General features: G+C 34.3%; 21 protein-coding genes and 2 tRNA genes. 19 read left to right on the plus strand and 4 right to left on the minus strand.

What is annotated here, in order from left to right:
* The first annotated feature begins 96 nt into the window (after positions 1-96).
* The 11 genes from KF816_06100 (at position 97) to KF816_06150 (ending at position 11,724) form a co-directional block, all read left to right on the plus strand.
* Entirely contained in the window at positions 97-642 is a 546-nt protein-coding gene (locus tag KF816_06100; protein ID MBX3007585.1) for an RNA polymerase sigma factor, read from the plus strand.
* Positions 632-1,246, plus strand: coding sequence for a hypothetical protein (locus KF816_06105; GenBank protein ID MBX3007586.1), 615 nt, complete (start codon positions 632-634; stop codon positions 1,244-1,246). Before KF816_06100 ends, KF816_06105 begins: the two co-directional genes overlap by 11 nt.
* Positions 1,243-1,707 carry a hypothetical protein gene (locus tag KF816_06110; GenBank protein MBX3007587.1) on the plus strand — a complete coding sequence of 155 codons (465 nt, stop codon included), beginning with the start codon at positions 1,243-1,245 and terminating at the stop codon, positions 1,705-1,707. The genes KF816_06105 and KF816_06110 overlap by 4 nt, the downstream gene beginning before the upstream one ends.
* 71 nt (positions 1,708-1,778) lie before the next feature.
* Positions 1,779-1,865: transfer RNA gene (locus tag KF816_06115), tRNA-Leu, on the plus strand.
* Between the two features lie 29 nt (positions 1,866-1,894).
* The gene (locus KF816_06120) at positions 1,895-2,662 is read left to right on the plus strand and encodes a tetratricopeptide repeat protein (protein ID MBX3007588.1); all 768 of its coding nucleotides are present in this window, start codon (positions 1,895-1,897) and stop codon (positions 2,660-2,662) included.
* Between the two features lie 273 nt (positions 2,663-2,935).
* A complete protein-coding gene (locus tag KF816_06125) occupies positions 2,936-5,896 on the plus strand; it encodes a tetratricopeptide repeat protein (GenBank protein ID MBX3007589.1) in 2,961 nt (986 codons plus the stop codon).
* The gene (locus KF816_06130; GenBank protein MBX3007590.1) at positions 5,893-7,479 is read left to right on the plus strand and encodes a hypothetical protein; all 1,587 of its coding nucleotides are present in this window, start codon (positions 5,893-5,895) and stop codon (positions 7,477-7,479) included. The genes KF816_06125 and KF816_06130 overlap by 4 nt, the downstream gene beginning before the upstream one ends.
* Before the next feature lie 18 nt (positions 7,480-7,497).
* Complete coding sequence (locus tag KF816_06135; GenBank protein MBX3007591.1) at positions 7,498-9,975, plus strand: SPOR domain-containing protein; 2,478 nt, start codon at positions 7,498-7,500, stop codon at positions 9,973-9,975.
* A 16-nt stretch (positions 9,976-9,991) separates the two neighbouring features.
* Entirely contained in the window at positions 9,992-10,639 is a 648-nt protein-coding gene (locus KF816_06140; protein ID MBX3007592.1) for a MotA/TolQ/ExbB proton channel family protein, read from the plus strand.
* Positions 10,640-10,645: 6 nt separating this feature from the next.
* Entirely contained in the window at positions 10,646-11,047 is a 402-nt protein-coding gene (locus tag KF816_06145; protein MBX3007593.1) for a biopolymer transporter ExbD, read from the plus strand.
* Positions 11,047-11,724, plus strand: coding sequence for a TonB family protein (locus KF816_06150; protein MBX3007594.1), 678 nt, complete (start codon positions 11,047-11,049; stop codon positions 11,722-11,724). The genes KF816_06145 and KF816_06150 overlap by 1 nt, the downstream gene beginning before the upstream one ends.
* Here KF816_06150 and KF816_06155 read toward each other — a convergent pair.
* From KF816_06155 to KF816_06170, 4 genes are read right to left on the minus strand one after another with little or no spacing between them, the layout of a single operon-like run.
* Positions 11,699-11,998, minus strand: a complete 300-nt coding sequence (locus tag KF816_06155; GenBank protein ID MBX3007595.1) for a hypothetical protein — start codon at positions 11,996-11,998, stop codon at positions 11,699-11,701. The genes KF816_06150 and KF816_06155 overlap by 26 nt on opposite strands.
* 1 nt (position 11,999) lies before the next feature.
* A complete protein-coding gene (locus KF816_06160) occupies positions 12,000-12,512 on the minus strand; it encodes a hypothetical protein (GenBank protein MBX3007596.1) in 513 nt (170 codons plus the stop codon).
* Between the two features lie 2 nt (positions 12,513-12,514).
* Entirely contained in the window at positions 12,515-12,976 is a 462-nt protein-coding gene (locus KF816_06165) for a DUF2085 domain-containing protein (protein MBX3007597.1), read from the minus strand.
* Positions 12,973-13,833, minus strand: coding sequence for an NHL repeat-containing protein (locus KF816_06170; protein ID MBX3007598.1), 861 nt, complete (start codon positions 13,831-13,833; stop codon positions 12,973-12,975). Before KF816_06170 ends, KF816_06165 begins: the two co-directional genes overlap by 4 nt.
* A gap of 139 nt (positions 13,834-13,972) precedes the next feature.
* Between KF816_06170 and KF816_06175 the strand changes: the two genes are divergently transcribed.
* From KF816_06175 to KF816_06210, 8 genes are all read left to right on the plus strand, one after another.
* Positions 13,973-17,704, plus strand: coding sequence for a hypothetical protein (locus tag KF816_06175; GenBank protein MBX3007599.1), 3,732 nt, complete (start codon positions 13,973-13,975; stop codon positions 17,702-17,704).
* 38 nt (positions 17,705-17,742) lie between these two features.
* Positions 17,743-17,815 (plus strand) — tRNA-Gln (locus tag KF816_06180).
* A 634-nt stretch (positions 17,816-18,449) separates the two neighbouring features.
* A complete protein-coding gene (locus KF816_06185) occupies positions 18,450-19,106 on the plus strand; it encodes a hypothetical protein (GenBank protein ID MBX3007600.1) in 657 nt (218 codons plus the stop codon).
* 377 nt (positions 19,107-19,483) lie between these two features.
* Positions 19,484-20,467: a tyrosine-type recombinase/integrase gene (locus KF816_06190; GenBank protein ID MBX3007601.1), complete on the plus strand. Its 984-nt coding sequence runs from the start codon at positions 19,484-19,486 to the stop codon at positions 20,465-20,467.
* A 74-nt stretch (positions 20,468-20,541) separates the two neighbouring features.
* Positions 20,542-22,815: a bifunctional DNA primase/polymerase gene (locus tag KF816_06195; protein ID MBX3007602.1), complete on the plus strand. Its 2,274-nt coding sequence runs from the start codon at positions 20,542-20,544 to the stop codon at positions 22,813-22,815.
* A gap of 267 nt (positions 22,816-23,082) precedes the next feature.
* A complete protein-coding gene (locus KF816_06200; GenBank protein ID MBX3007603.1) occupies positions 23,083-23,340 on the plus strand; it encodes a hypothetical protein in 258 nt (85 codons plus the stop codon).
* Between the two features lie 77 nt (positions 23,341-23,417).
* A complete protein-coding gene (locus KF816_06205; GenBank protein MBX3007604.1) occupies positions 23,418-23,927 on the plus strand; it encodes a hypothetical protein in 510 nt (169 codons plus the stop codon).
* Positions 23,924-24,616 carry a nucleotidyl transferase AbiEii/AbiGii toxin family protein gene (locus KF816_06210; GenBank protein ID MBX3007605.1) on the plus strand — a complete coding sequence of 231 codons (693 nt, stop codon included), beginning with the start codon at positions 23,924-23,926 and terminating at the stop codon, positions 24,614-24,616. The genes KF816_06205 and KF816_06210 overlap by 4 nt, the downstream gene beginning before the upstream one ends.
* Positions 24,617-24,818 lie beyond the last annotated feature (202 nt).

A 24,818-nucleotide genomic window follows, 5' to 3' on the forward strand; every position in this document is an offset into this window, starting at 1 on the left:
GGTTATTCGACACCTTTTAGAAACGAAAAGTTTAATTCGGTGTTATTAAACCAAACCGCACGAGTTTTTGTCAAATCCCCATAATAATGACATTGCATGGCGAACGAGGAAGATTTTGAACTTATAAATAAATTCATCGGTGGTGATGAAACAGCCTACAATAAATTGGTAAAAAAGTACCAAAAAAGAATTTACTGGCAGGCTCGTCAGATGTTAGGCAATCATCACGATGCCGATGAAATTACTCAGGAAGTTTTTTTGGTGATTTACAGAAAAATTAATGGATTCAATTTTCTTTCCTCCTTCTATACATGGGTTTATAAAATAGTAAATACAAGATGCTTGAATGAAATTAAGAGAAGGAATATCAGAAAGTTCTTTTCGATCGATGATGATGCGACACTTGAATTAAAAAATGAGAGAGATTTTATATACGACATTGAAACAAAGGAAAAAGTTAAAACTATTACCAACGCACTTCAAAAAATACCCGTTAAACAACGGGAGGTTTTTGTGCTGAGAAATTTTAATGAACTTTCGTATGAAGAGATTTCGAAGATGACAGGAAAAAGTGTTGGGGGATTAAAGGCAAATTATTTTCATGCTTTAAGAAAAGTACTGGAGTTGACAAATGAAAAATAATAATGAAGATATGCTCAGGTATTTATCAGGATTGATGACTCCCGACGAAATAATTCGTTTTGAAGAAGAATTAAAAAATTCGTCAGATTTAAAAGATAGATTTGAAAATGTAAAAGCGAAAATATTCGAAATGGGAAGAATTTCTGAGATGTCATCGGATGATGCATACTTTAATAATTTACTCCCGTTAGTGCACGAGAGAAATTCTAAACTTAAATCAAAAAACTATTTCACCAAATTCGCGTATTCACTACCAATTTCTTTAGTATTGGTAGTATTAGTCCTTTTAGGGATATTTAAGAAATCAGATAGCCTCTTAGATTTTGAAAATTTCGATAACTTGATTATTGAAAGTCTCTTTGATGGATCCACTGCAGAAAGGGTATATACCGAAATAGAGACTTATAATTATTTCTCCAATCTTTATGGTGAAAACGCAATCCCTAATATCTACACTACCGAAAATGAGGGTTATGATTCTGAAGAGGAGGATTATCCGGGGACAATTTGGAATAGCCCAAATCTTGAAACGCTTTCGGATGATGAGGTAAATCAGCTTCTAATAAAACTTGATAATATTAATTTACAAAGAGGTACAAAATGAAAAGGATGCTATTGTTATTACTCATAGTAGTTCCTATTTCTATAATTGCACAGCATAAACAAAATAAACGCTCTATGGAAAAGTTTGAGACTTGGGAACGTGCAAAGACTATAGAATTACTCGACCTTGATGAAGAAACAGCAGTTCGTTTTTTTGCCCGCAAAAATGAGCATCAGAAAAAGATGAAGGAAATTATGGGACAACGATTTTCCCTACTCGAAAAATTAGAAAAGGAAATTAAAGAATCGGGAGGAAGTGATAAATATTTTGGTGACCAAATGGACAATCTTCTCTCAATTGAACAAAAAATTTCTAAGGAAAGGGAAATCTATTTTAAGTCGTTAACAGATATTCTCTCAAAGGCTCAAATAGTTAAGTTATTAGTTTTTGATAATAAATTTAAGCGAGAGCTTCGAGAAGCAATAATGGAGAGGCCCAGAAGGGAGAATGATAAAAATTGACAAAAAATAGTGCACTGATATAAAAGGGTTGATTTTATAGTTGTCAACTGATATTTTTTGCTCTGTTCTTTGCGGAAGTGGTGAAATTGGTATACACGCTACTTTGAGGGGGTAGTGCCCGTTAGGGCGTGCGGGTTCGAGTCCCGCTTTCCGCACCATATCTTTTAACTAAAACCTTAGGGTACCTATGAAAAAAAATCAATTATTCATTTCCCTTGTAATTTGCTTATCACTTTTTACATTTAATATATCTGGTCAGTCCGATATGCCTGCCGATGCCGCTAAATCTTATAATGAAGGTAATCAATTAATGAAATCCGGTAACTTAGATGGAGCGATTGGACAATATCAATCTGCATTAAATCATGCAAAAGATTATAGAATTTATTATCAACTAGGGATTGCCCTTAAGAAAAAGGGGAAAGATAAAGAAGCAATTGATGCATTCAAATCCTCTATCTCTGCTAATCCACAATTTGATTTAGCATACAATGGCTTAGGCGGTACCTATTTTACGCAAGGTAATTATGCTGAAGCTGTTGAAGCATTTAAAAAATTCGAACAAACCACTTCGAAAAAACAATTTAAAGATAAAGCTAAAGAGGATATGGCAAAAGCCTTAGTTAAACAGGGAGAACAGTCAAAAAAAGATGGTAATTATGCTAATGCTATTTCCCAATTGAACGAAGCAATTAAAATGTCTCCTCTTGATGCCGCATATATAATTCTCGCTACAGCTTATTATGAAACTGCCGATTATGATAAAACCATTTCCACAACAGATCATGTTCTGGCAATGAAAAACTCTAAAATGCATGGTGCGGCTAATTATTATAAAGGTATGGCTTTCAAGCAAAAACAAGATTTAACAAAGGCTAAACAGCTCTTTGAAGAAGCTAAAAAAGATGTACAATACAGAAAATTGGCCGAGTATGAGCTTAAACTGTTAAAGTAATTCTTAAGCCCCTTAAGGGGCTTTTTTTTTATCTGGTATAGATAAGTATTTTTAACAATCTTTATACTATTACATTAAACATATTGATTGTGTAATTAGGTACAACTACTCAATTACATTATTTTTAAAACAATTATTTAAATAATTGTATAAACGTAGCTTAATACCATTTTTAGGTGGAAATACGCGTATTTCATAGTTTGAATAAAGTTGCGATAGAATATACACTGAAGTAATAAAATTTTATTGTTTTGATACTAACTAATGGATATTATGAAAAAATTATTTCTATTATTAGTCTTGACTGGACTAACCTTTGGCCAACACTCTCGAGTTATAAGTGAGGGGATTGAGTTATTCGAAAAACAACAATATGCTGAAGCATATAAAATCCTTTCCGATATAGATCATGAAACTAACTATGATGAACAAAAAATAACAGAGGCTGTGTTTTACTCGGCATTATGTCTAATTAAATTAAATCAGATTGATGGAGCTTCGCCAATACTTGAAAATTTTATAAATCAATATCCTCATTCAAATTACAGAAGTGCCTCTCTTTATGAACTTGGAGTAATATACTTTGAAAAAAAGGAATTCAGAAAACAGAGAGACAGGCTAAGACAATTATTAACTGAATATAAATACAGTGAATTCACCGGATCAGCATTATATATGGTAGGTGAATCATTTTATGCCGAAAATAAATTTATTGATGCTGAAGAGAATTTTAGAGACGCATTAGCAAATAAAAGGACAAATAAATATTACGTTAATTCGCTTTATTCGCTGGGACTCACTTACGAAAACCTACGGGACTACTCAAGTGCAGTAAACCAGTATGATGAAATATTGACCTATTACAATGAAAATTATCTTGCCAGAAAAGCTCAATTCAGAATAGGAGTTTGTTACTACAGTCTCAAAGATTATGATAATGCAATTATTGAACTGAATGACCCGTTGATTTCTGAGTTGGATGAAAAAGATTTAACAGAGGCTAAGTTTTTACTAGCAAATTCTTATGTAAATCTTCGTGAGTATTCTCAAGGTAAAAAGGTTTATTCAGATTTAATTCAAAGACTAAGCACCAACACAAATCTTAATAAAATAAAATACGCACTTGCCTGGATTGATTTTCAACTGGGTAATTATGAAGAAGCTTATGCCAATTTTAATGATGTAAATATTGATGCTAGTGATACTCTTAAAATATCAGCTTTATTTTGGAGCGGCGAATGCAAGAGGTATTTGGGTGATGTTGAAACGTCAACTAAAATATTTAACAACTTTATAGAATTATATCCGGAACATAATTACGCCTCGCGTGCCCAACTTAGTATTGGCGCAATGAAGTTGGGTAATCAAAACAGTAGTAATTCTGAAAATGCGCTTAAAAATGCACTCGGTTCAAGGGATGCTGTCACTAAGGTTAGAGCCGCTGTAATGCTCGGAGAAATTAGATTATCACAAAAAAAATATGTTGACGCGAAAAATTATTTTGTTGAATATGATAAGATAAGAATTGATGACCGACAATTAAAGAATCGCTTAAAACTTGGTGAGGCAATTTCACTTTATTATTTGAATGATTATTCTAATGCTGAGAAAGTATTGGAGACACTAAGGTCAGACGCAAGAAATTTTGAACCAGATAAGGTTATGTTCTATCTCGCGGAAACCTATTTTATGCTTGGTAAATACAGTGCTGCATTAAGGCAATATAATTCAATCAAATCTTCAGATGAAAATATAACTCGACAAACTCAAATGGGGAGAGCGTACACTCTCTTCAACCTTAAAGATTATATTAATTCTTCGATTGCCTTTAAAGATTATATTTTGAGCTATCCACGAGATTTGCAAGCTAGTGAGTTAAAACTTAGACTCGCCGACAGCTATTACGGAATGAAGAATTTTGATAAAGCCGCGGAAGTTTATCGTGATATTTTTAGTAATGAAAGATTAATCCAAACAAATGATGCGGCATATTACCAATATGCTCAATCGTTATTTAAAGCTGGCAATTCGAATGAAGCATTAAATAAATTTATTGAACTTCAAAAAAAATTCCCACGCTCAAGTTATGTGGATGATTCGCAGTATGTGATTGGGTGGATAAATTTTCAGCAGAATAATTTTAGAGGGGCAATAAATAATTACATAGAATTACTTAATCAATATCCTTCTTCTAATCTTAAACCAATTGCCTATTATTCAATTGGCGACGCTTATTTTAATTTAGCTGAGTATGATTCGTCGATAATATTTTATACAAGGGTTCTTTCCGAATACCCCAATACCCAATTTATTTTTGATGCGGTAAATGGGATACAATACTCATATGTCGCAAAAGATGAACCGCAAAAAGCTGTAGCCTTTATTGATCAATTTATTCAAGCCAATCCCGGTTCAAAGTTTACCGATCAAATTCACTTTAAGAAGGGAGATTTGAGTTACAGTATTGGAGATTATCAAACTTCTTACTCATCATTCAAGGAGTTTATACAATTATTTCCCATTAGCCCTTTAGTTTCAACTGCTTATTTTTGGATTGGTAAAAGTGCAGGCAATTTAAAAAGAAACGATGAAGCGCTTTCAAACTTTATAAGATCGAGAGAACTCAACCCCAAAAGTGATATTGGTATTTCATCTACAATTGAATTAGCAAATCTCTATAATAGCAGAAAAGAATATTCTCAAGCAATAAATACTTTAAAGGAAACCATCGCACTTGTCCCCACTTCTAATAGAATTCCCGAACTGTTATTTTTGTTAGGAGGGAATGAAGTAAAAAATGGTAACAACAGCGATGCACTTTCAACTTATGATCAGATAATTACTTACTATGATGGGAATGTATTCTCCTCTAAAGCAAAAATTGAAGCTGGAAAAATAGAACTACTAAATAAAAATTTTAGCAAAGCCGACGAGTATTTCAGAGAAGTTGCCGAAAAAAGAACTGACGATATTGGCGCTGAAGCCCAGTATCAGCTTGGTATTTTACTTTATGAGCAAAATAAAATTCAAGAAGCAATAACTTCTTTTGTCCGGGTAAGATCAGTTTACGCGGGATACGATGAGTGGTACACAAATTCTTTGCTCCGTTTGGGAGATTGTTATGTTAAAATTAAGGATAAAAAATTAGCCCGTGAAATGTACAGAGCAGTTTTAACACGACACACGAGTGGTCCCTTTGCCGAAGAAGCTAAAAGGAAAATAAATAAATTATGAAAAATATTACGTTAATAATTCTTTTATTTGTATTTAACAATATAGCTGCCCAAAATGAACAGCAGGCCATTGAACTACCCGATTTTGTAATTACAGGCAAACAAAATGTAGATTTACCTCCTGCGAAAAAGAACAAGCCGGAATTAATTTCAACTCTTTCAAAAGAGTTTTTACTTCCCACATTTTCTCCAGAGGAGCTCCCAATATTTATTGAATCTTACCCTGGGTCTGGGTTCCCTAAATTTTTTGGGAATGATATTTTTAAATCCTCAAGAATTAAAGCAAGAATCGGGCAATATACAATTCCTGAAATTTCTCTGAAAATTTTTCAGCCATTCGAAAATTATCTTTTTTCAGCAAATTTGTTTGGATTGAAGAATACAGAATATTTACCCTACACAAATGGTTATAAATTTGGCGGGTCGTTGGGGCATGAATTTTACATCAGTTCCGCATCCGACTTTTTACCCGGAACCACCTTTAAACTTGATGCCGGATACGTAAAGGATTTATATCATTTTTACGGAGCTGCTGACCCAACAGAGGAAAGAGAAACAAATACCGGTAATATCAGATTCTCTCTTATTAATCAATACACCAAATGGCTCAACTATGGCGTGATGACAAATGGTTCAATCTTTCAGCTTATCGATTCCGGACTTAAGGAAACAAACATTAATGGTACCTTTTTTATTAAGCCAATAATTAATGATATTAATCTCAATGCAAAATTGAACTTTACGAATCAAAAAATGATAAAAAATATTGTTGAAAGTAATACTACATTTATCAATTTAAGTATTACTTCGGATTGGAAAATATTAGATGAACTATTAATAAATGGAGGTGTTAATTATTATAAGTATGATTCGGGTTCGAGGATACTTCCAACAGTTTCTTTACAGTATAGATTATATAAGGGATTGAGCAGCGCTTTGGAGTTTAAGCCGAATTTAGAATTTCAAACAACAGAAAAATTTGCAGCCATAAATCCATTTGTTGTTATGAATACATTAAATAATGCCACTACAAAGAATAATTTTTATGCCAGCGGAATTATCAAATACGAGTATGAGAGATACTTTTCGATTACGGGATTTGGACAATTATACAAATCGGATGATTATCCATACTTCAGCGATTTATTAAATCCAGGCAAGTTTGATGTTATGTTATCACCCAAAGCAAATAAAACTAAAGTAGGTCTCAACTTTAATTATTTACCAACCGCATATGGTTATTTTTTCGGCGAAGCATCATATACTAAAACTACAGATGGAAATTCGATGACTGTTCCGTATGAACCTGAGTTTTCGTTCTATGCCGAATATGGAAAAAAGTTTAATACCGGATTTGGAGCGTCCATTAATTTAGCTTACGAAAGTGGCGCGTATACAAATATTACAAACACCTCAAAACTAGAGAGCACCCAAAATCTTGGCATCTCAATTTATTATGAATTGATTAAGAATTTTAAAATTACGGCCGACTTTCAAAACATCTTGAATAAAGGTAACTTTGCATGGGCAAATTACAAAAAGAAGCCGTTCGATATTTTAGCTGGAATTGAGTACCGTTGGTAAAACGAAAGAAGAATTTAGATGAATTTAGATGAGTTGAAAAATAAAATTGCTGATATTCTCGGTGTTTCAAACTCCCAAAGAGAATTATCCTTTGATATTTTTGTCGAGAAATTAGTACAAGGGCTGGTAGATGGCATTACTATTAAAGTCCCGGGAGTTGGATTTTTTCAACTGAAAGAACAAACTAAAAAAATAAACGCAACAATAGTATTTACCCCGCCGGTTGAAAGTCTTAAAAGAGAAACAAAAAATCTTTACCTAACAATTGATGTATCGAAGAAAAATAAAAACTCAACCGAATTTGATTCTCAAGTCTTTAGCCTCGGAATAGGTAAACCATTAATCCCGCTAAGTATTGAAGAAGAGACTAGTGATCTCGAAACTTCTTATGCCATGCTCAGAAAATCTATTGAAGAGAGAGCTCAGGAAGTTATAATTGAGAGTGATCAAATCCCTAATTATAATATTTGGAATGACTTTTACGATTCTTCAGGTAAGACTGAAAAAGAACAGAATACTTCTCAAGAACTCGACAAGTTAACAGCCGACTTAAAATTTGATTCTCTGAGAAATCCAGATTTAATTGATGATGATTCTTTCGATATTAGGCATAGTTTGATCGATACTCCTGACGGTGCTGATTTTACAAAACAGCTTAATGATTTACTCGTTCAGAGTAAAATCAAATTGTTTGGAGAAAAATCGGGCAAGCAAGAAGAATCTACACCCCCGGACACCGAGAATCAAATCAATGATAATGCCGTGACTATTAATAGAAATATTGAATCAGATAAAATTGACACTGAAGAGCCTCTTGATTTTGAGTTTGATGAAACTGAGTTACTAAAACTAGATCTGCCGGAGAACACAATAACGGTTGATCAAATGCTAAAGGATGATCTGCCGGGTAAAGGTTTGAAGGACTCAGAAATTACTAATACGATTGAAAGAAATGATGCTGTAGATGGTGTTAAAAATTTTCTGAATGACAAACCAGTTGAATCTTTTGAGGAAGAAGTTAAATTTGATATCGGGTTACCACATTTACTAGATGATGAACAAAAAGATGATGAAGTAGAGATTACGCTTCCCGAATATGCTTCTAAAATTATTGAGGAGGAATTGATAACTCATCAATTTATTGATGAAAATAATTTTGAAAGTGTTGGTAAGAATGATGATACTGGACAAAGTAGTGATGAGGAAATAATTTGGGAGGATGTTGTTGATGAGCAGAATGATAAGATAGATTGGAATTGGGGTGATGAATTAAAAGAAGAATTCGGTGTTATTCCTTTTAATGAAGATGTAGTATTAAATAATTTTGATTCTATAAGTGAGGATGGAGATTTAAATTTAGTTGATGAGATAGTTGAAGAACTGCCGGATCAGAAGATAGGAACGTATGACAAAATACATGAAGATCAGTTAGAGAAGAAGCTAAAAGAAGAATTAGAGAATGAGTTTATTGAAGAAAAAAGACAGCAGGAGATTGAGAAAAGGATAACCCAAGAAATTGCCGCCGAGAGGCGAAGAACAAGAATTGAATCAGAAGAAAGAAGGGATGATTTTGAACCTTCAGAGTCAAACTCTCGGAGCACAAAAACATCCAATCTTCGCGCAGTAATTGAGGCTAAACGAGAATTTGATCAAGAAACATCCTACAGAGCATCCAACACATTATTTTCTTCAACGTATGAATTCGTTGAGGAAAAACCGGCAGCTAGAAAAAGTAAAATAGCGATTGGTTTATCTAAAGAGTTTACAGGCGAACAACCTCAATCATATTTTACGAAAGAAGTAACCCCTACACCCAAGCCTGCTGAAAATTTTAAATTTTACAGAACTCTGCTCATTATTTTATCAATAGCCTTGGTGGGGGCACTTTCGTTAACTACTTATATTCTATTAAAAAACTCTTCTATACAAAATTCTGCACAGGGTGAAGTAGAAAACAATGAAAGTAATGATAATTTTATTGCCGGAACTCCTGCCAATCCTTATAGCAGTGAGTCCTTTATTGATGACCCAACCGCAATAATTCCAGGAGAGGTTAGCGATTTCCCCAGAGTAGCAAATATTGATGAGAAGAATAGTAAGATTAACAATACTCTAAAAAATGAAGGGATCGCAACTCCTCAAAAACAAGATGAGAGTAAAACCGCGAATAATAAAGTACTTACAAATAATAGAATAGAAAATAAGATAGTGCCACCTGCTCAAAATAATCCTAATGTAAAAGCTAGTAATAGTGGGACTGAAACACGCATCAGCAATTCATTATACTATGATGGGAAAAACTATTTTGCTCAAATATCTTCATGGCGGAACCGTATAAAAGCAGATCAAGAAATTATTCAATTAAGAGATTCGGGAACAAACGCGTATATACAAGAAGTAAACCTCCCCGAGAAAGGTGGAATTTGGTACCGAGTTAGAGTTGGACCTTTCAAAACACAAATAGAAGCGGAAACTTTTTTAACAAAATTTAAATAATTATTAACAGGTAAATATGAATCTTATCGAAATATTTTTAAAGGGTGGTTTTTTAATGTGGGTAATTTTAGGTACCTCGTTAGTAGCCGTCGCAATTACAATTGAAAAATTTATGTCTCTCAAAAAAGCAAAAATTAACACTCCATCTTTTTTAATGAAAATGAGAAATTTATTGAAGAAAAAAGATGTGGCTTCTGCTATTGCATTGTGCATGGAGGAAAAAACACCTACTTCCAATATTATCAAAAAGGGGCTAAAAAAATCTAAGTTAGGTAGAGAAAGGGTTATTGAAGCAATTGATTCTGCCGGAAGACATGAAATCTCCAAACTCGAAAGGGGATTATCTACTCTGGCTACAATTGCGGGTGCGGCCCCTATGCTTGGATTTCTTGGAACAGTTACGGGAATGATAGGCGCATTTATGAAAATTCAAGAGCTACAAGGTGCTGCTGGTCCTGCCGATTTAGCCGGCGGTATTTGGGAAGCGCTTATTACCACGGCTTTTGGATTATTTGTTGGCATTCCTGTTCTTGCCATTTACAATTATTTATTGAGTATGGTAAATAAAGTTGTTATAGATATGGAAATGATAGCTACCGATATTATTGATGTCTTGGATGATACACAAAAAGGCATAACCGAAGAAGTAGAAGAGGAGTTATAAATAAAAATGAATTTTAGAACTCAGCATAAGCCTCTTAGCGCTTTTAACTTTTCTTCATTAACCGACATCGTAATTTTGTTATTGATATTTTTTCTATTAACAAGTCAATTTGTTGTTCAAACCGGAGTTAAGGTTAAACTTCCTGGCGCAAAAAATAATGAGCAAACCTCTGCAACAAATCTCACAATTACACTAACCGATAAGGGGAAAATATATTTGAATACCGAGGAAGTTACATTCCTGAACTTATCAGCAAAACTCGCCCAGATACCCCAAGCTATGCAGAATAATTTAGTGATAAGAGCTGATCAGAGTGTGCAGATTGATGCGGTAATAAAAGTTATTGATATCGCAAAGGGTATTGGGGTGGATAAATTTACTATTCAAACTGAAAAAGAATCATTCTAATGTTTAAAAACGATAGAAATACCTCCTACCTCTATTCTTTTATTTTTCATTTAATATTAGCAGTAATACTTTTTTTTATAAAAGTAAATAATGAACAGAAGCTCGACGACTATTTGTTAATTGGTTTCGGGTCAGGATCCGGGTTTGGTTCTCCTGCCAATATAAATAAAACTGAGGATGAAGTTCTTAAAAAGGAAGAGAAAAAAAATGATCAAAAAGATGAATTGAAAAAAGTTGAGCTTCCGAAAGTAAAAAATGAAGATGCTGAGAATGTTGTTAATCCCATTAAAAAAATAGCAAAGGATGAAGTAGATCCATCTAAAGTTAAACCTCTTGTAAAAAATGAAAATGAGGCTAAAGGAAATTTGCAGGATGGCAGCGGAGCAGGAGGCTATGGTTTTGAATTAGATTTTGGTGGAAGAGGAAAAAGAAGAATTTACAGTTATTCCTTGCCAGAGTACCCGGATGGAGTAGCCAAAGAAATTGATGTAAAATTAAGATTTACGATTTTACCGGATGGGACTGTTGGAAGAATTTTCCCCCTTATAAAAGCTGATGCAAGATTAGAAACCGCGGCAATGAACTCTCTGAGACAGTGGCGATTTGAACCTCTGCCTGCAAATGTTAATCAGAGTGAGCAGACTGTTGTAATTACATTTCCGTATCGACTTCAGTAGTTTTATCTTCGCCGTAGTAAAATTTGTAGAAGAAATATTCAATAATCGCCAGCGAAAAAAGCGAAATAGTATCTCTGTCGAAGTGAACTCCAAATCCTTTCTGATCAAAAAGCACTTTAGCAAATGTGCTAGTTATTGACCAGCCGATTGTAAACAAAATAACTATAAGAGCTAAATTAATAAAGCCCGATCCAATCGACTCACTTTGCCATTTTAAGGAAAAGACGTATAAGATAAATAGAAGATGGAGTGCGAAAATAAAAGCGGAAATCATGTTAATTTTCTCTTGATCTATTTAATCTATTGTTGATTATTTGAACTGAGATTAATCCGCCACCAATTCCAAAAATAGTATTCACAACCAAATTATTGATTAATAATGAAATTGAGTAAAGGAATGAAAAACCGTAATTAATGATATCTTCACGAACTGAAGCCATGAGATTTATTACTTCATTTTTAATTTCTTGTGCGAATGGTAAAGAATCCGACATTTTTTGAAATTCCGAAAATCCATTAACAAGGTCGTTCTGTTTAGTTATAAAAGTAATAATAATTTCAAATGAAGTGCTAAATAGAGCCGCGTATAATCCTGTAATTAATCCAAACATAATCCCCTTTTTTATAGCTATAGTTTTATTATTCCCGCTTGCTTTAATATCTAGTAATAATGAGATGTAAACCGCTATTGGCATTATTATACAACAGCCAAAACTTTTCACAACAGGCACAACATTTAATACTCCGGCTCCAAAACCGCAAATGAAAGGGGAGATATACTTTTTCACATTTATCCGTTTTTATTTGAAAATAATGTTCTCAATGGTGAGTAAAGATACAGAAATCCAACAGAACCTAAAAGCAACCCAGTAAGAAATGCTATAGTTTTTGAGTAATTATAAAAACCAAAATTGTACAAAATTACATCGATAAGCATTGGCAATGCAACCGCGAAAAGGACTTTATTATTTGGAGCGATTTCAATTCTGAAAATTAGGTTGACGAAAGATGAAGTGAGTAACCCAAAGTATATCCCAGCACATCTAGAGCAAACTAATGAATGATTTGTCCCCTCCCCGATAAGTTTTAAACCATTTTGGTGACAAACAATACTATATGAATGTTCGGCTAATGGGAATAAATAAATTAGTGAGGGAAAATACTCTACCAGCCATGCAAGGTAGATACCGGCATTCCAGATTAGAAATAGCAATAGCAATAAAAGAGATAAAATGAGTCGTTGGTTTTTCAATTCAGAATTACATTGTATGTAAAAAGATTTGTTTTTGTGAGTACAAACACAGACTTATTGTGGAAAGCAGTGTCCACAATATCATCACCTATTGTTGGAATAAAGTTATCTTTTGAAATGAATAAATCTTGCACAAAATTATTATTAATTATCAGTAATTCATTTTTTGAATTTATCAGAAATCCGTTTGCGCCTTTTGAAATTCCTATGGGCAGGAAAGGAAGTTCAATTATTTTTAATCCGTTACCAAACTGATCAAAAATCAAAAGGCGCTCGCCATCTAAAACTCCAACATTTAAATTTTCAGATAAAGCAAATTGAGAAGGATTAATTAATGCGAATGCCCCGGCATCAAATCCACCTACAACAAGTATAAATCTGCCACTCGAAGAATATTTAACAATTCTAGAGTTATATGAATCAAGGACAAATATTTCACCGGTCGGTGAAGATTCAATACAAGTAGGAAATGAGAATTTTGCTGCTTCTTCATTCACATTTTGAGTAGAGAAACTTGATAAATAATTTAGATCTTTATCAAAAATTTGAATTCGGTTATTATTTTTATCGGCAACGTAAACATTTAGCGTATTGGCAAATAAGGAGATTGGTTCATCAAATGAAAGATTATCCCAGCCGAAGCCTCCAATTCTTTGCAATTCCTGTCCGGCAGCACCAACCTTGATTATTTCATTAGTTCCGCAATCAGCTACAAAGATTAACCCAACGGGATTTATTGAAAGGGCAGTGGCTTTGTCGAAATTGGCTAATTCATTTTTTAGAATTAACTGCTGCGATAAATTGAGGCTGAAAGATGAAATAAGTAAAATTAACATGTAAAAAGGTTTGTGACTCATCTGGTTACCCTTGATAATCTAAATTAAATTAAGAAATCAACTTAGGCACGGTTTCTGAAACAAATTTATGAATAAAAATAAATGTTTTTTATTAAATTTACTTACAGTTGTTGTAATTTAATTCGACGGTGAGGATGAAATGAAAAAGTATCTATTATCAATTCTTGTAATATTAGTTATTATTTCCTCTTGCAAGTTGAAAGATGAAGAAACTGATGGAACCAACCCCACAGATCCAACAAAGCCTACCACCGCGAATATCAAGGTTGTATCACCTAATGGAGGGGAGACACTTGCCGAGGGTTCATCATTCGAAATAAAGTGGACAGGTACCGGATCAACAGTGGTACGCTTACTTTATTCCATTGATAATGGTACAAGCTGGGCACTAATTGCAGATAGTGTAAAAAATACTGGAATTTATGTTTGGTTTCCAATTCCAAATACAATCTCAAATCAATGCCAAATTCGTATCAGCAGTCATGATGGTATTACTTCTGATGTTAGCGATAATATTTTTGCGATTGTGCGTAATTCTAATGAGAGTTTAAGATTAGTATCACCAGTAGGGAATGAAGAATGGGAAGCGGGTTCCTCCAAACAGATAAAGTGGTACAGTTCTGGAATAAGTGCAGTTAAACTAGATTATACTACAAACAATGGCAACACTTGGAATTTTATTGCTACAGATGATAAGAATACTGGGATTTATTTTTGGGAACCTATACCAAATACGCCGTCTACTCTTGCAAAAATTAGAATTATGGATGCGAAGGATGGATCTCCATCAACAGAAAGTCCAAATCCATTTTTTATATTGCCAGAACCTACTCTCAAAGTTGTAAGTCCGAATGGTGGAGAAAAAATACTTTCGGGGACAAGTAGAAAGCTGGAATGGATTTCAGAAAATATTGAAAATGTAAAAATAGCATATACTACCAATGGTGGTTTTAATTGGATTACTATTATTGAATCAACCCCATCTACCGGCTATTATGTATGGGAACCGGTTCCGAATGTTAACTCAGAATTGTGTAAAGTAAGAGTTTATGATGTGAAGGATGGGGAGCCAAACGATATTTCTGATAATCCTTTTACAATAACAAATCAAATTACACAGACCTTGGAGATTACAGCACCGAATGGCGGGGAAAGATGGCAAGCTGGTACAAATCAAAGTATTACATGGACATCAAGCGGCGTACCGAAAGTAAAAATTGATTTTACTACCAACAATGGATTAACCTGGAATAATATTGTTCAGGATTTATCGAACACCGGTGCATATGAATGGAATGTCCCAAATTCATTATCAACTCAATGTTTAGTAAAGATTAGCGATGCGTTAGATGGTGAACCGATTGATCAAAGTAATTCTGCCTTTAGAATCGTACCTAAACCTGAATTAGAAATAATAAGTCCGAATGGTGGTGAAGTTTGGATTGCTGGAATTGTTGACACTATTAAGTGGAAATCAGTTGGTGTTGAAAACGTCTTTCTTGAATACACAATTAATAATGGTATTAGTTGGTCAACAATAGTTGATAGAACTCCATCAAGCGGGTTTTACATTACAAGTTTTACTGGTCCATCAACACAGTATAAAATCAGAATCCGTGATAAAGATAACGGATCACCGATGGATGAAAGTGATGGTACTTTTACTGTGCTTCCTGAACCTCAAATTCATGTATTAGAGCCCAATGGAAATGAAGAATGGTACGCCGGCTCAGCAAATAATATTAAGTGGACATCAGTGAATATTGAGAATGTGAAAATTGAATATACAACAAACAATGGGGCTACGTGGAGTTTAATTACAGCCTCAACACCGAGTGATGGCGTATATGCTTGGGATAAAATACCGGATGTAAGTTCGCTGCAATGCAGAGTGAGAATTAGCGATACCAAAGATGGAATACCTTCTGACATCTCTGATGAAAATTTTACTATAACTACTCTAGGAAATCAATTAGTTAAAGTAACTTCTCCAAACGGAGGGGAAAAGTGGATTGCGGGCTCGGCGCAAAATATTACATGGGAGGCTTCTGGTATTCAAAATGTGAAGATAGAATATACTCTGAATAATGGAATATCATGGAATACGATTACTGCTAGTACTCCGAGCGATGGATTTTACACATGGAATCAATTACCAAGCACCTCTTCAACTAATTGTAAAATTAGAATTAGTGACGCGGCTGATTCGGCTCCATCTGATGACAGTGATGGATTCTTTAGTATTGAACCCGAACCTGAAATCCAAGTTCTTGTACCAAATGGAAATGAATTCTGGTTGTCAAATACTAGTCAGGAAATTAGATGGACTTCTCAAAATGTCCCAGATGTCAAAATTGAATACACTACAAATGGAGGAGCAAATTGGACAACAATTGTTAGCTCAACTCCGAGTATCGGGTACTACAAATGGTCCAGTATTCCTAGTATTAATTCATTGCAATGTAAAGTTCGAATTAGTGATGCTGATGATGGAAATCCCGCGGATCTTTCTGACAATAATTTCCAGATTTCAAATCAGATAAATAAATCGTTGCAGATAATTAGTCCAAACGGTTCCGAAGTATGGGAAGCAGGCACAAAGCAAAATATTACTTGGAATTCTTCTGGCGTAAAGAAAGTAAAGATTGAATTTACTCCGGATAAAGGTGCAAATTGGATTGTTCTTGTTAATGACTATGAAGGTGGAGCTTACGAGTGGAACATTAATCCACAAACGAATTCTACTCAATGTCAAATTAGAATTAGTGATACCGAGGATAATGAAATCTCAGATATTAGTGATGGTACGTTTACAGTCGAACCAATTAAATATATTTCGGTAACCGCTCCTCGAGGACCAATCATATTTAAAGATAGTGACCCTGTAGAAATTAAATGGGAATCTACCGGTATTAAAACCGTGGGGATAAAATTTACTACTACTAATGGGCAGGGCAGGTATCCTGAAATTCCCGAGTTTTATACATTAGTTAGTAAAGTGGCAAATTTGGGAACGTTTACAACTAGTTTTTCACTCCCATCGGACCAGTATTACGTAGTAGTTTACAATGCTGACGAAGGTGCAGAGGAAGCACCAAGTGCAAGAAGTATAGGTAATTTTACTGTTGTTAAAACCGAGCCTTCAAATATTACTGTATTGCAGCCAAATGGGAAAGAACAATGGTTAAAGAGCAGCAGCAATCAAACGAATTCTCAAAATTATAATCCATTCGAAATAAAGTGGAAAGCCTCGGGACTGGAGCGTGTTAAGATTGAATATTCTACAAATGGCGGTGGAAGTTGGACAGGTGTTCCCGGAGCTTCAAGTATTATTAATAATGGATTTTTTGTCTGGGCACCTGGAAGTAGCGGTGAAAAGATTGACAGCTCTGATAATTGTTTGATTAAGGTTAGCAATTTATCGGGAAGTTTAAGTGATATTTCAGATAACTTTTTCTCAATTCACACCGGTAAAAAAATTCGTGTTGAATTCCCAAATAATGGAGAAGATTTTTATGGCCAGCCGGGTAGAAGTCCGATGGCTATAGTATGGACTAGTTACGCCATAAGCGGAAATGTCAATATTTATTACAGTCTTCAAAATGGAGCTGATGGAACATGGGTTCAACTAGCAAATAATTATCCTTCAACAGGTGTTTACGCATGGGATTATTTACGAGATCCGGCCATAGTTGATCAAGTTACAGGCAGTGTAATAAAATATTCAAGTTTGGGAAGAATTAAAATTGTGGATTCTGCTGATAGTAAAGTTTGGGATGTAAATGATATTCCATTCTGGCTCAATGTACAAAAGGCGAGTGATAGTAAAATTGAGAGTTATAAGAAATCACAAATTGAAACAAAAAAATAATATTGTTGGCAACATTTTACTATATTTGAAATAATTAATGCCCCGTAGTGTAATTGGCAACACGTCTGACTCTGGATCAGAAGAGTTCAGGTTCGACCCCTGACGGGGCAGCTTAAAAAGCTCGATTTTGAAAAGAAATCGAGCTTTTTTTTATTCTACCCATCAGAAAAACCCTATGATTTTCGGTTTTCGTTGTATGTACTTTTGTATGTACTTTTCAAATTGTACAAACACTACAATAAATAATGAACAATCAGTTTAATTAAAAACCAGTGGAGGTCTTAAGTCCTTAAATGATCAAAGTTGTAAGTCAAATGCCAGACTTATTCTGACGCGTTGTTTACTCTGGTACCCCCCTCCCGGGCCATAATACTGTCACAATATTGGTTAGACTCGCAACTTAGAAAAGTCTACACTAGAATTAGTTAACTGTTAATCTCCAATGATTATACCTAAAAAAATATTTAATAATCGTTTCCTTATCAAGACTATAATTAAAAGATTTATTAAATAATTTAATGTACTCACTAGTTTTAGATGGCGCTAAATTGTTACCTCATTAAAGTTATTTCGATACCGTCTATAATTGAGGGAATTAATTTTAACGAATCCAATTATTTTATTTTGTTCAGTGTTAATAACCGCATATTTCTTTAAATCTGATGATTTTATAAATTGCATATATTGTTTTATTTAAGTCAAAATATTTCTACAGAACAGAATTCAACAATGAAATGGATTAACCATGAGAAATGATATTAGAAAGTATTCACTCGAACTTGCTGCAAGTTTGGAAAACTATTATGAAGCATATCAAAGTTACGTATACTATAGAAAAATGCAAGAAAGTGAATTAAAAGCATCACTTCATTCATCAAATGTTGATTTAACTAAGAATGATTTGGACATTACTCAATTATTCCGTTTTAATAAAAATCTTGTTGAAGAGTTTGAACTTTCATTTAATTTATTTTATAAGTATAAAAATAAAGACGTTTATGAGAATGCACTTAAAGAATTCCCAATTCTCCAAAAACAATTGTGGATGGTAAAGAGCTTAATAAAAGTTTATCAAAACCCAACAATAGATCCAGCTTTGAAAATTAAATTCGAAAATGTATACGAATTCCTAATTAATTATAAAAATAAACTTCAAAGAATTAGTACTCAATCAAAAATCAGAAGCGGCATGAAGAATATTTTATCTAAGCCGACTTCAGATCAAGTACTCGACCTGGCAAAAGAATATAAATTAAAATCGGGAGTGAATAATTTAAAGCGTCGGCTTATACTTCCAAAGATATATCAGGCACTTAAAGATCGCGGTGTTGTAACAACTGAAGCATATATCAGCAAAATCTTATCAATTCACAGCTACTTCGGAGCTCCTCGAACGAAATAATCTCAGACTTATACTCCTTTACTCATACCAGGTATGAAACCAGTATGAGTCCATTCTGTCCTTACTTTTCAACACGGTTTTTCAATAAGATAATTTAACAAGTGATATGTCCTATTCTAATTATTCATTTTTAACAGAAACAGGGCAAAAGTTATCGCAAAGCGGAAACACCACCATTCGTCGGTTGGAATCGGCGCTGAAAATGGTAAAAAACGGAAACGGACTTCAAAAAACGGAAACGGACCACAAAGAACGGAAACAGTATGGAAACGTTTTCAAAAACAGATGAACACATTTATCTAACTGTACATTAAAAATTGAATTCTGCGCTAAGGCAAGTGAATATTAAAAATATTATTGGAATTAAGTAAATCTCTATGGATAAAACTCTATTAAATAGTTTGGAAGAAAGTGATATTGAGAAACTAAGGTACTTATTCTCATTATTACCACAGCAACAACAAGCGATAATTCTTAGAATTTTCTGCGACGAGTACAGTTGCCATATTAAAGAGAATAGGTCCAAAGCATATTATAGTTCTGTACAAATTGCATTAAAGCATTTAGCCAAATTCTTCGGTAAACAGAAGGTAATACAATCAATCGGGCTGAAAGATATTGAGCAATTTACGACATACATGCAAAAGAAGGCCCCAAAAGGTTACCGCGTTTATTTTAGAACACTCAAAGCAGCATTTAATAAAGCTAAGGACTGGGGATATGTAAACGAAAATTACTTTCTCAAAGTCAAACTACCTAAGAAACAGAAAATCAATCCGGCCTTTATCGATTCAAAGCAACTAGAAAAAATCTGCCTTAAAATTGATTCTGAAACCGTTAGAGATATAACCATCCTTGCATTTTGTACCGGAATGCGGTTAAGCGAATTGGTCAATTTAAGGTGGAATAATGTCAGTATGGTAGATAAAATAATAACCGTAGGCGACGAGGAATTCACTACAAAAGGTCGTAATCAGAGATACATCCCGATTAGTGATGAAGCATTCGTAGTCTTATCGAGGCTATCTGATGAAAAAAAGGTGGTTGAGAATAAACGAAAATATGTTTTCTGTAAAGCAGGCGGATTTCCGTATACAGGGGATTTTATCTCCAAGAAGTTCAAGGCTGCTTGCAAGGAAGCATCTATAGAGAATTCGATTCACTTTCATTCGTTGAGACATTCATTTGCGTCCAACTTGGCGCAGAGAGGAGTCTCGCTATATATAATAAAGGAATTACTTGGGCATTCTTCGATTTCAACGACCGAAATTTATTCACACCTAAATATTAATTCCCTAAAAGAAGCAATTAAAGTTTTCGATGCACAAGTTTCAACTGAAAATGAACAATCAATAATATGACAAACTAATTTGCGCTCAACGTGAGGTATATGAGCGCATCAATTTTTGCGGCAACGTCCGTATGGAGAAGTAAAATGAATCTTTTGGAAACAGCTAAAGACTACCATCATCAATTTGGTTTTAACCTAATTCCATTCGTCAATAAGATGCCTAAAGATGGATGGAAGGATTGGCAGGAGCAAGAAATGTCAATTCAGGATATTGAAAAACTAAATTGGAATTCCGATACAAGCGGTTTAGGAGCCGTCTGTGGGATAGGGGACTTAAGGTGTTTCGACTTTGATGATGTTGCTGAAGATGACGTAGTGAAAAATTTCATGCTTAAATTGGGATTACCTCATGATTATCCTTGGCTTGTAAAAACTGGAAGTGGGAAAGGGTTTCACCTATGGTTTTATTGCGCTAACGCTCCATCTTTGTTTGGTGAGTTGGGTGGGGAGAAAGGATGTTATGTCTTTAAACCAAAGATATCGCATCAGTTCAAGCAAATCGAACTTCGATGGAAAAAAAGTTTGACTATACTGCCCCCTTCAAAACATGCAAGTGGTAATTCCTATCAATTCTGCAATATGAATGCAAATATTCCCGAGACGCCTCCGGTAGTGATCGGCGTGGAGCAAATTATCAAAGCCTTGAATGAATTTTGCATCGTTGAACCTAAGGTGAAGCAAGAGAAGCCAACCAATAAAAGTAACCGTTCATTCAATAAATCGCATCTAGGGGAAGCCTCTGATTTTTTAAGACACAAAATTAATAATTATGATGAATTCCTGAGAATCGGATTTGCCTTAGCTTCCTTGGGGGAAGAGGGCAGAAGTTATTTCTTAAGAATTTGTAAAGATAATCCCAACTATCCCGACGAATCATTAGCGAGTTTGAATAAAAAGTTTGATGGATTCATTAACGGTTACAGCGGTGAAATTACCTTGGGGACATTCTATGAAATTGCTAAAAATTATGGTTTCAAACCGCCTCAAATAAATTTTTGGACATTTAATTCTAAAGGAGTGATGATTATTGAGAAAGCGAAATTCATTGAATATCTCCAAGATGAGGGATATGGTAAGTTGATTTTGGGAAGCAGCTACATTTTTGTTGAGGTCAAAAATAATATTGTTAAAGAAGTAACCCCGGTTTCAATAAAAGACCATGTCTTCAAAGGTATTGAAGAGCTGAGTGATGAAAGTATTAAAAGTTCTGTTAAGGAATGCTTAATACGTAACGTTAATTTTTTGTTTAGTAAGGGTGTATTGGAATGTCTTGCAACACTCGAGCTGGACTTCTTGAAGGATCGTAAGGAGAAGGCATATTTCTTCTTTAATAATGTGGTTCTTGAAGTAAGCGCTGAAGGTATCAAGATCTGGAGATATGAAGAGCTGAAAGGTTGTATATGGGAGAAGCACATTATCCAGCGTGATTTTGAGCAGTCTGATATTGAGAGTACTTTTCAAAAGTTTATTGAGAATATCTGTAAGAATGATTTGAGTAGAATCGCAGCCCTTCGTTCGGCAATTGGTTATCTGTTGCATGCTTACAAAGATCCGACCCGCACTAAAGCAATTATTTTTACCGATGAGAAATTAAGTGATAGCGCTTACGGTAGATCTGGAAAGGGGGTTGTAGCTAAAGCAATTAATCAACTAAGAGTGATGATAAAGTTTGACGGAAAGAACTTTAATTTCGATAAGAGTTTTGCATATCAGTCAGTAAACCTGGATACACAGATCATGTTCTTTGATGACGTGCAAAAGAAGTTCGATTTCGAAAAACTGTTCTCAGTGATAACTGAGGGAATAACAGTTGAAAAGAAGCAGAGGGATGAATTTAGAATTCCATTCGAGGAGAGTCCGAAACCATTAATTACAACAAATTATTCTATTTCAGGGCACAATGATTCTTCTAAGGCGCGTCAGTTTGTCATTGAATTCTCTGACTATTACAATAAAAAACATACGCCAGTGGATGATTTTGGGAAAAAGTTTTTCATAGAGTGGAATGAAGAAGAGTGGATCTCTTTCTATAACTTAATGATTGAGTGTTGCCGGTTCTATTTGGAAAAAGGATTGGTCGAATACGAATATGTCAACCTTCAGAAGAAGAAATTAATTGATGCCACTTCACCTGAATTTGAAGAATTCCTCCCGGAAATTCCATTAGGGGTAGAGACAGACAAGAAAGAATTATTCGAAAAATTTAAAAATCAGAATGAGGAAGTAAAATTTTTGACACAACATAAATTTACCAGGTGGCTTAAAATATATGCAGATCTATATGAACTAAGTTATTCTGAACGCAAATCGGGGGATACTAGGCTCATGATTTTAACAAAACAGGTATCTAAAGGATGAATCCTAAGCCGGATGGACAATTTGACTACAAATATTTTGGAAGAAATTGTCCACTCAATATGCGGTTCTTATTCAGCTTTAAGCGGTTTTATCCCATTTGGACGTTTGGACAATTTATTTTGTAATTAAGATGAAAAAGAAGTTATAAGTAAGTGAGAATATAAGTTCGAATAAAATTTGTCCAATTGTCCCACTAGAAAATATAAGAGATTGTCAAAAATCAGATAACTATAATAAACTTTATCCATCAATAAAAAGGAGTTAGATATGAGAGGCGGTAGAAGAGCCGGCGCAGGAAGAAAGCCATATACACAAAATCCCAAAAATATTAGAAGACTTTATAGGTTTAGCGAGCAAGATGTTCAAAAAATTTTAGCTGCTGTCCGGATGTTAAATGAAAAAGGGGTGAAAATCTGCGAAGCTGAGTTAGTCCGCAATTCAGTTTTAGATTTTGTAGACCAAAAATTGAAAGAACTTGCACCGATGCCTAATAATTCGGGAAGTGATTCTCACGCAATTCTTTAGAATAGTTTTTGCTTATTTGCCATATCTGTATTAATTTGCAATTCGCGATTCGCGAATTGCAAATAGTTTGGTGAGAAATGAAAAAACATAGCGGGATGCGTCCTCAGGACATAGTTATTTTATTGAAAATTGCTTCAATTAAGGAGGGCTGGATATCCAAGGATATTTCATTAGCTCTTAAAATTAGTGGAAGCGAAGTTAGTGAGTCGATTAATCGATCTTCAATTGCAGGATTGCTAAGTTTTGATAAAAGAACACTAATGAAAGAGTCCTTACTTGAATTTATTGAGTTCGGTATAAAATATGTTTTTCCTCAAAAACCGGGCGCAATGGTGAGAGGTATTCCGACAGCGGTTTCTGCTGAACCCTTAAAACTAATATTACATTCAGAGGAAACTTACGTTTGGCCATATGGTCATGGTGAAGTTAGAGGGCAATCCATTGAGCCATTGTATAAAACTGTCCCGGAGATTGCCACAAGAGATAAAAGTTTATATGAATTATTAGCGCTAACCGATGGGGTAAGGATTGGCAAGGTCAGAGAGCATAAAATAGCTATGGATGAATTGAGGAAAAGAATCTTATGAAACCAGAAAAGTTAAGTACGAACAAGAGTCTAATTAAGAAAGTTGCTTTTGCGCTAGGTGAGTTAAACGAACATGTTGTTTTCGTTGGAGGATCAGTTGCAAGCCTATATGCAGATGATCCGGCAGCTGAAGATGTACGCCCAACAAAAGATGTGGACATTTTTCTTGAGATCGCCTCCTATGGTAAACTAATAAAGTTACAAGAGAAATTAGCTACTAAGGGATTTTATCCTGCGATTGAAGAGGGGGTGATGTGTAGGTTTAGATATGAAGATATTTTGATTGATGTGATGTCGACAGAAGAAGTTGGTTGGGCACCGGCTGACAAATGGTTCGAACCAGGATTAAATTACTTAGAGCAGTATTATATTGAAGAAATAGTAATAAAAATATTGCATGTCTCTTATTACCTTGCAACAAAACTAAGTGCCTTCAGGGATAGGAAAGAAGACGCAAGAACAAGCAGACATTTTGAAGATATTGTTTATGTGCTGGATAACAGAAAAGATATTGTAAATGAAATCATAAATTCACCTGTTGATGTGAAAAATTATTTACAAAATGAGTTTCAGATTATTTCAGGCCCGAAATATAAAGAAGCGTTTTTAAGCCACCTTTATTACCAAACTCAAATCGAGAGATATGACATAATCAGGGGAAAACTCATCCAAATAATTCAGGCGACTTAGTATGTTTTTTGCATAAATGACCTTGTCTGTAAAAAAACTTAAATAAGAACCGATTATAAATTAAATGTCAAATTTATACTAAAAGTGTATGCACTTTTGTATGTACTCATGTAAGCACTTTAGAAAAATAGTGCAGATTTCGCATAGATTTGCAGCACACGTCTGATTTATGATCAAGCGTGCTGACATGCCAAAATAGTGA

It is taken from the genome of Melioribacteraceae bacterium, from assembly GCA_019638015.1.
Taxonomy (GTDB): domain Bacteria; phylum Bacteroidota; class Ignavibacteria; order Ignavibacteriales; family Melioribacteraceae; genus JAHBUP01.

What these genes read in the sequence shown, in the direction of transcription:
- KF816_06140 (MBX3007592.1), top strand. Translation starts at nt 9,992, where the DNA reads ATGAATCTTATCGAAATATTTTTAAAGGGTGGTTTTTTAATGTGGGTA.
- KF816_06130 (MBX3007590.1), top strand. Translation starts at nt 5,893, where the DNA reads ATGAAAAATATTACGTTAATAATTCTTTTATTTGTATTTAACAATATA.
- KF816_06205 (MBX3007604.1), top strand. Translation starts at nt 23,418, where the DNA reads ATGAAAAAACATAGCGGGATGCGTCCTCAGGACATAGTTATTTTATTG.
- KF816_06200 (MBX3007603.1), top strand. Translation starts at nt 23,083, where the DNA reads ATGAGAGGCGGTAGAAGAGCCGGCGCAGGAAGAAAGCCATATACACAA.
- KF816_06125 (MBX3007589.1), top strand. Translation starts at nt 2,936, where the DNA reads ATGAAAAAATTATTTCTATTATTAGTCTTGACTGGACTAACCTTTGGC.
- KF816_06135 (MBX3007591.1), top strand. Translation starts at nt 7,498, where the DNA reads ATGAATTTAGATGAGTTGAAAAATAAAATTGCTGATATTCTCGGTGTT.
- KF816_06185 (MBX3007600.1), top strand. Translation starts at nt 18,450, where the DNA reads ATGAGAAATGATATTAGAAAGTATTCACTCGAACTTGCTGCAAGTTTG.
- KF816_06145 (MBX3007593.1), top strand. Translation starts at nt 10,646, where the DNA reads ATGAATTTTAGAACTCAGCATAAGCCTCTTAGCGCTTTTAACTTTTCT.
- KF816_06170 (MBX3007598.1), bottom strand. Translation starts at nt 13,833, where the DNA reads ATGAGTCACAAACCTTTTTACATGTTAATTTTACTTATTTCATCTTTC.
- KF816_06120 (MBX3007588.1), top strand. Translation starts at nt 1,895, where the DNA reads ATGAAAAAAAATCAATTATTCATTTCCCTTGTAATTTGCTTATCACTT.
- KF816_06190 (MBX3007601.1), top strand. Translation starts at nt 19,484, where the DNA reads ATGGATAAAACTCTATTAAATAGTTTGGAAGAAAGTGATATTGAGAAA.
- KF816_06195 (MBX3007602.1), top strand. Translation starts at nt 20,542, where the DNA reads ATGAATCTTTTGGAAACAGCTAAAGACTACCATCATCAATTTGGTTTT.
- KF816_06100 (MBX3007585.1), top strand. Translation starts at nt 97, where the DNA reads ATGGCGAACGAGGAAGATTTTGAACTTATAAATAAATTCATCGGTGGT.
- KF816_06175 (MBX3007599.1), top strand. Translation starts at nt 13,973, where the DNA reads ATGAAAAAGTATCTATTATCAATTCTTGTAATATTAGTTATTATTTCC.
- KF816_06150 (MBX3007594.1), top strand. Translation starts at nt 11,047, where the DNA reads ATGTTTAAAAACGATAGAAATACCTCCTACCTCTATTCTTTTATTTTT.
- KF816_06110 (MBX3007587.1), top strand. Translation starts at nt 1,243, where the DNA reads ATGAAAAGGATGCTATTGTTATTACTCATAGTAGTTCCTATTTCTATA.
- KF816_06105 (MBX3007586.1), top strand. Translation starts at nt 632, where the DNA reads ATGAAAAATAATAATGAAGATATGCTCAGGTATTTATCAGGATTGATG.
- KF816_06155 (MBX3007595.1), bottom strand. Translation starts at nt 11,998, where the DNA reads ATGATTTCCGCTTTTATTTTCGCACTCCATCTTCTATTTATCTTATAC.
- KF816_06210 (MBX3007605.1), top strand. Translation starts at nt 23,924, where the DNA reads ATGAAACCAGAAAAGTTAAGTACGAACAAGAGTCTAATTAAGAAAGTT.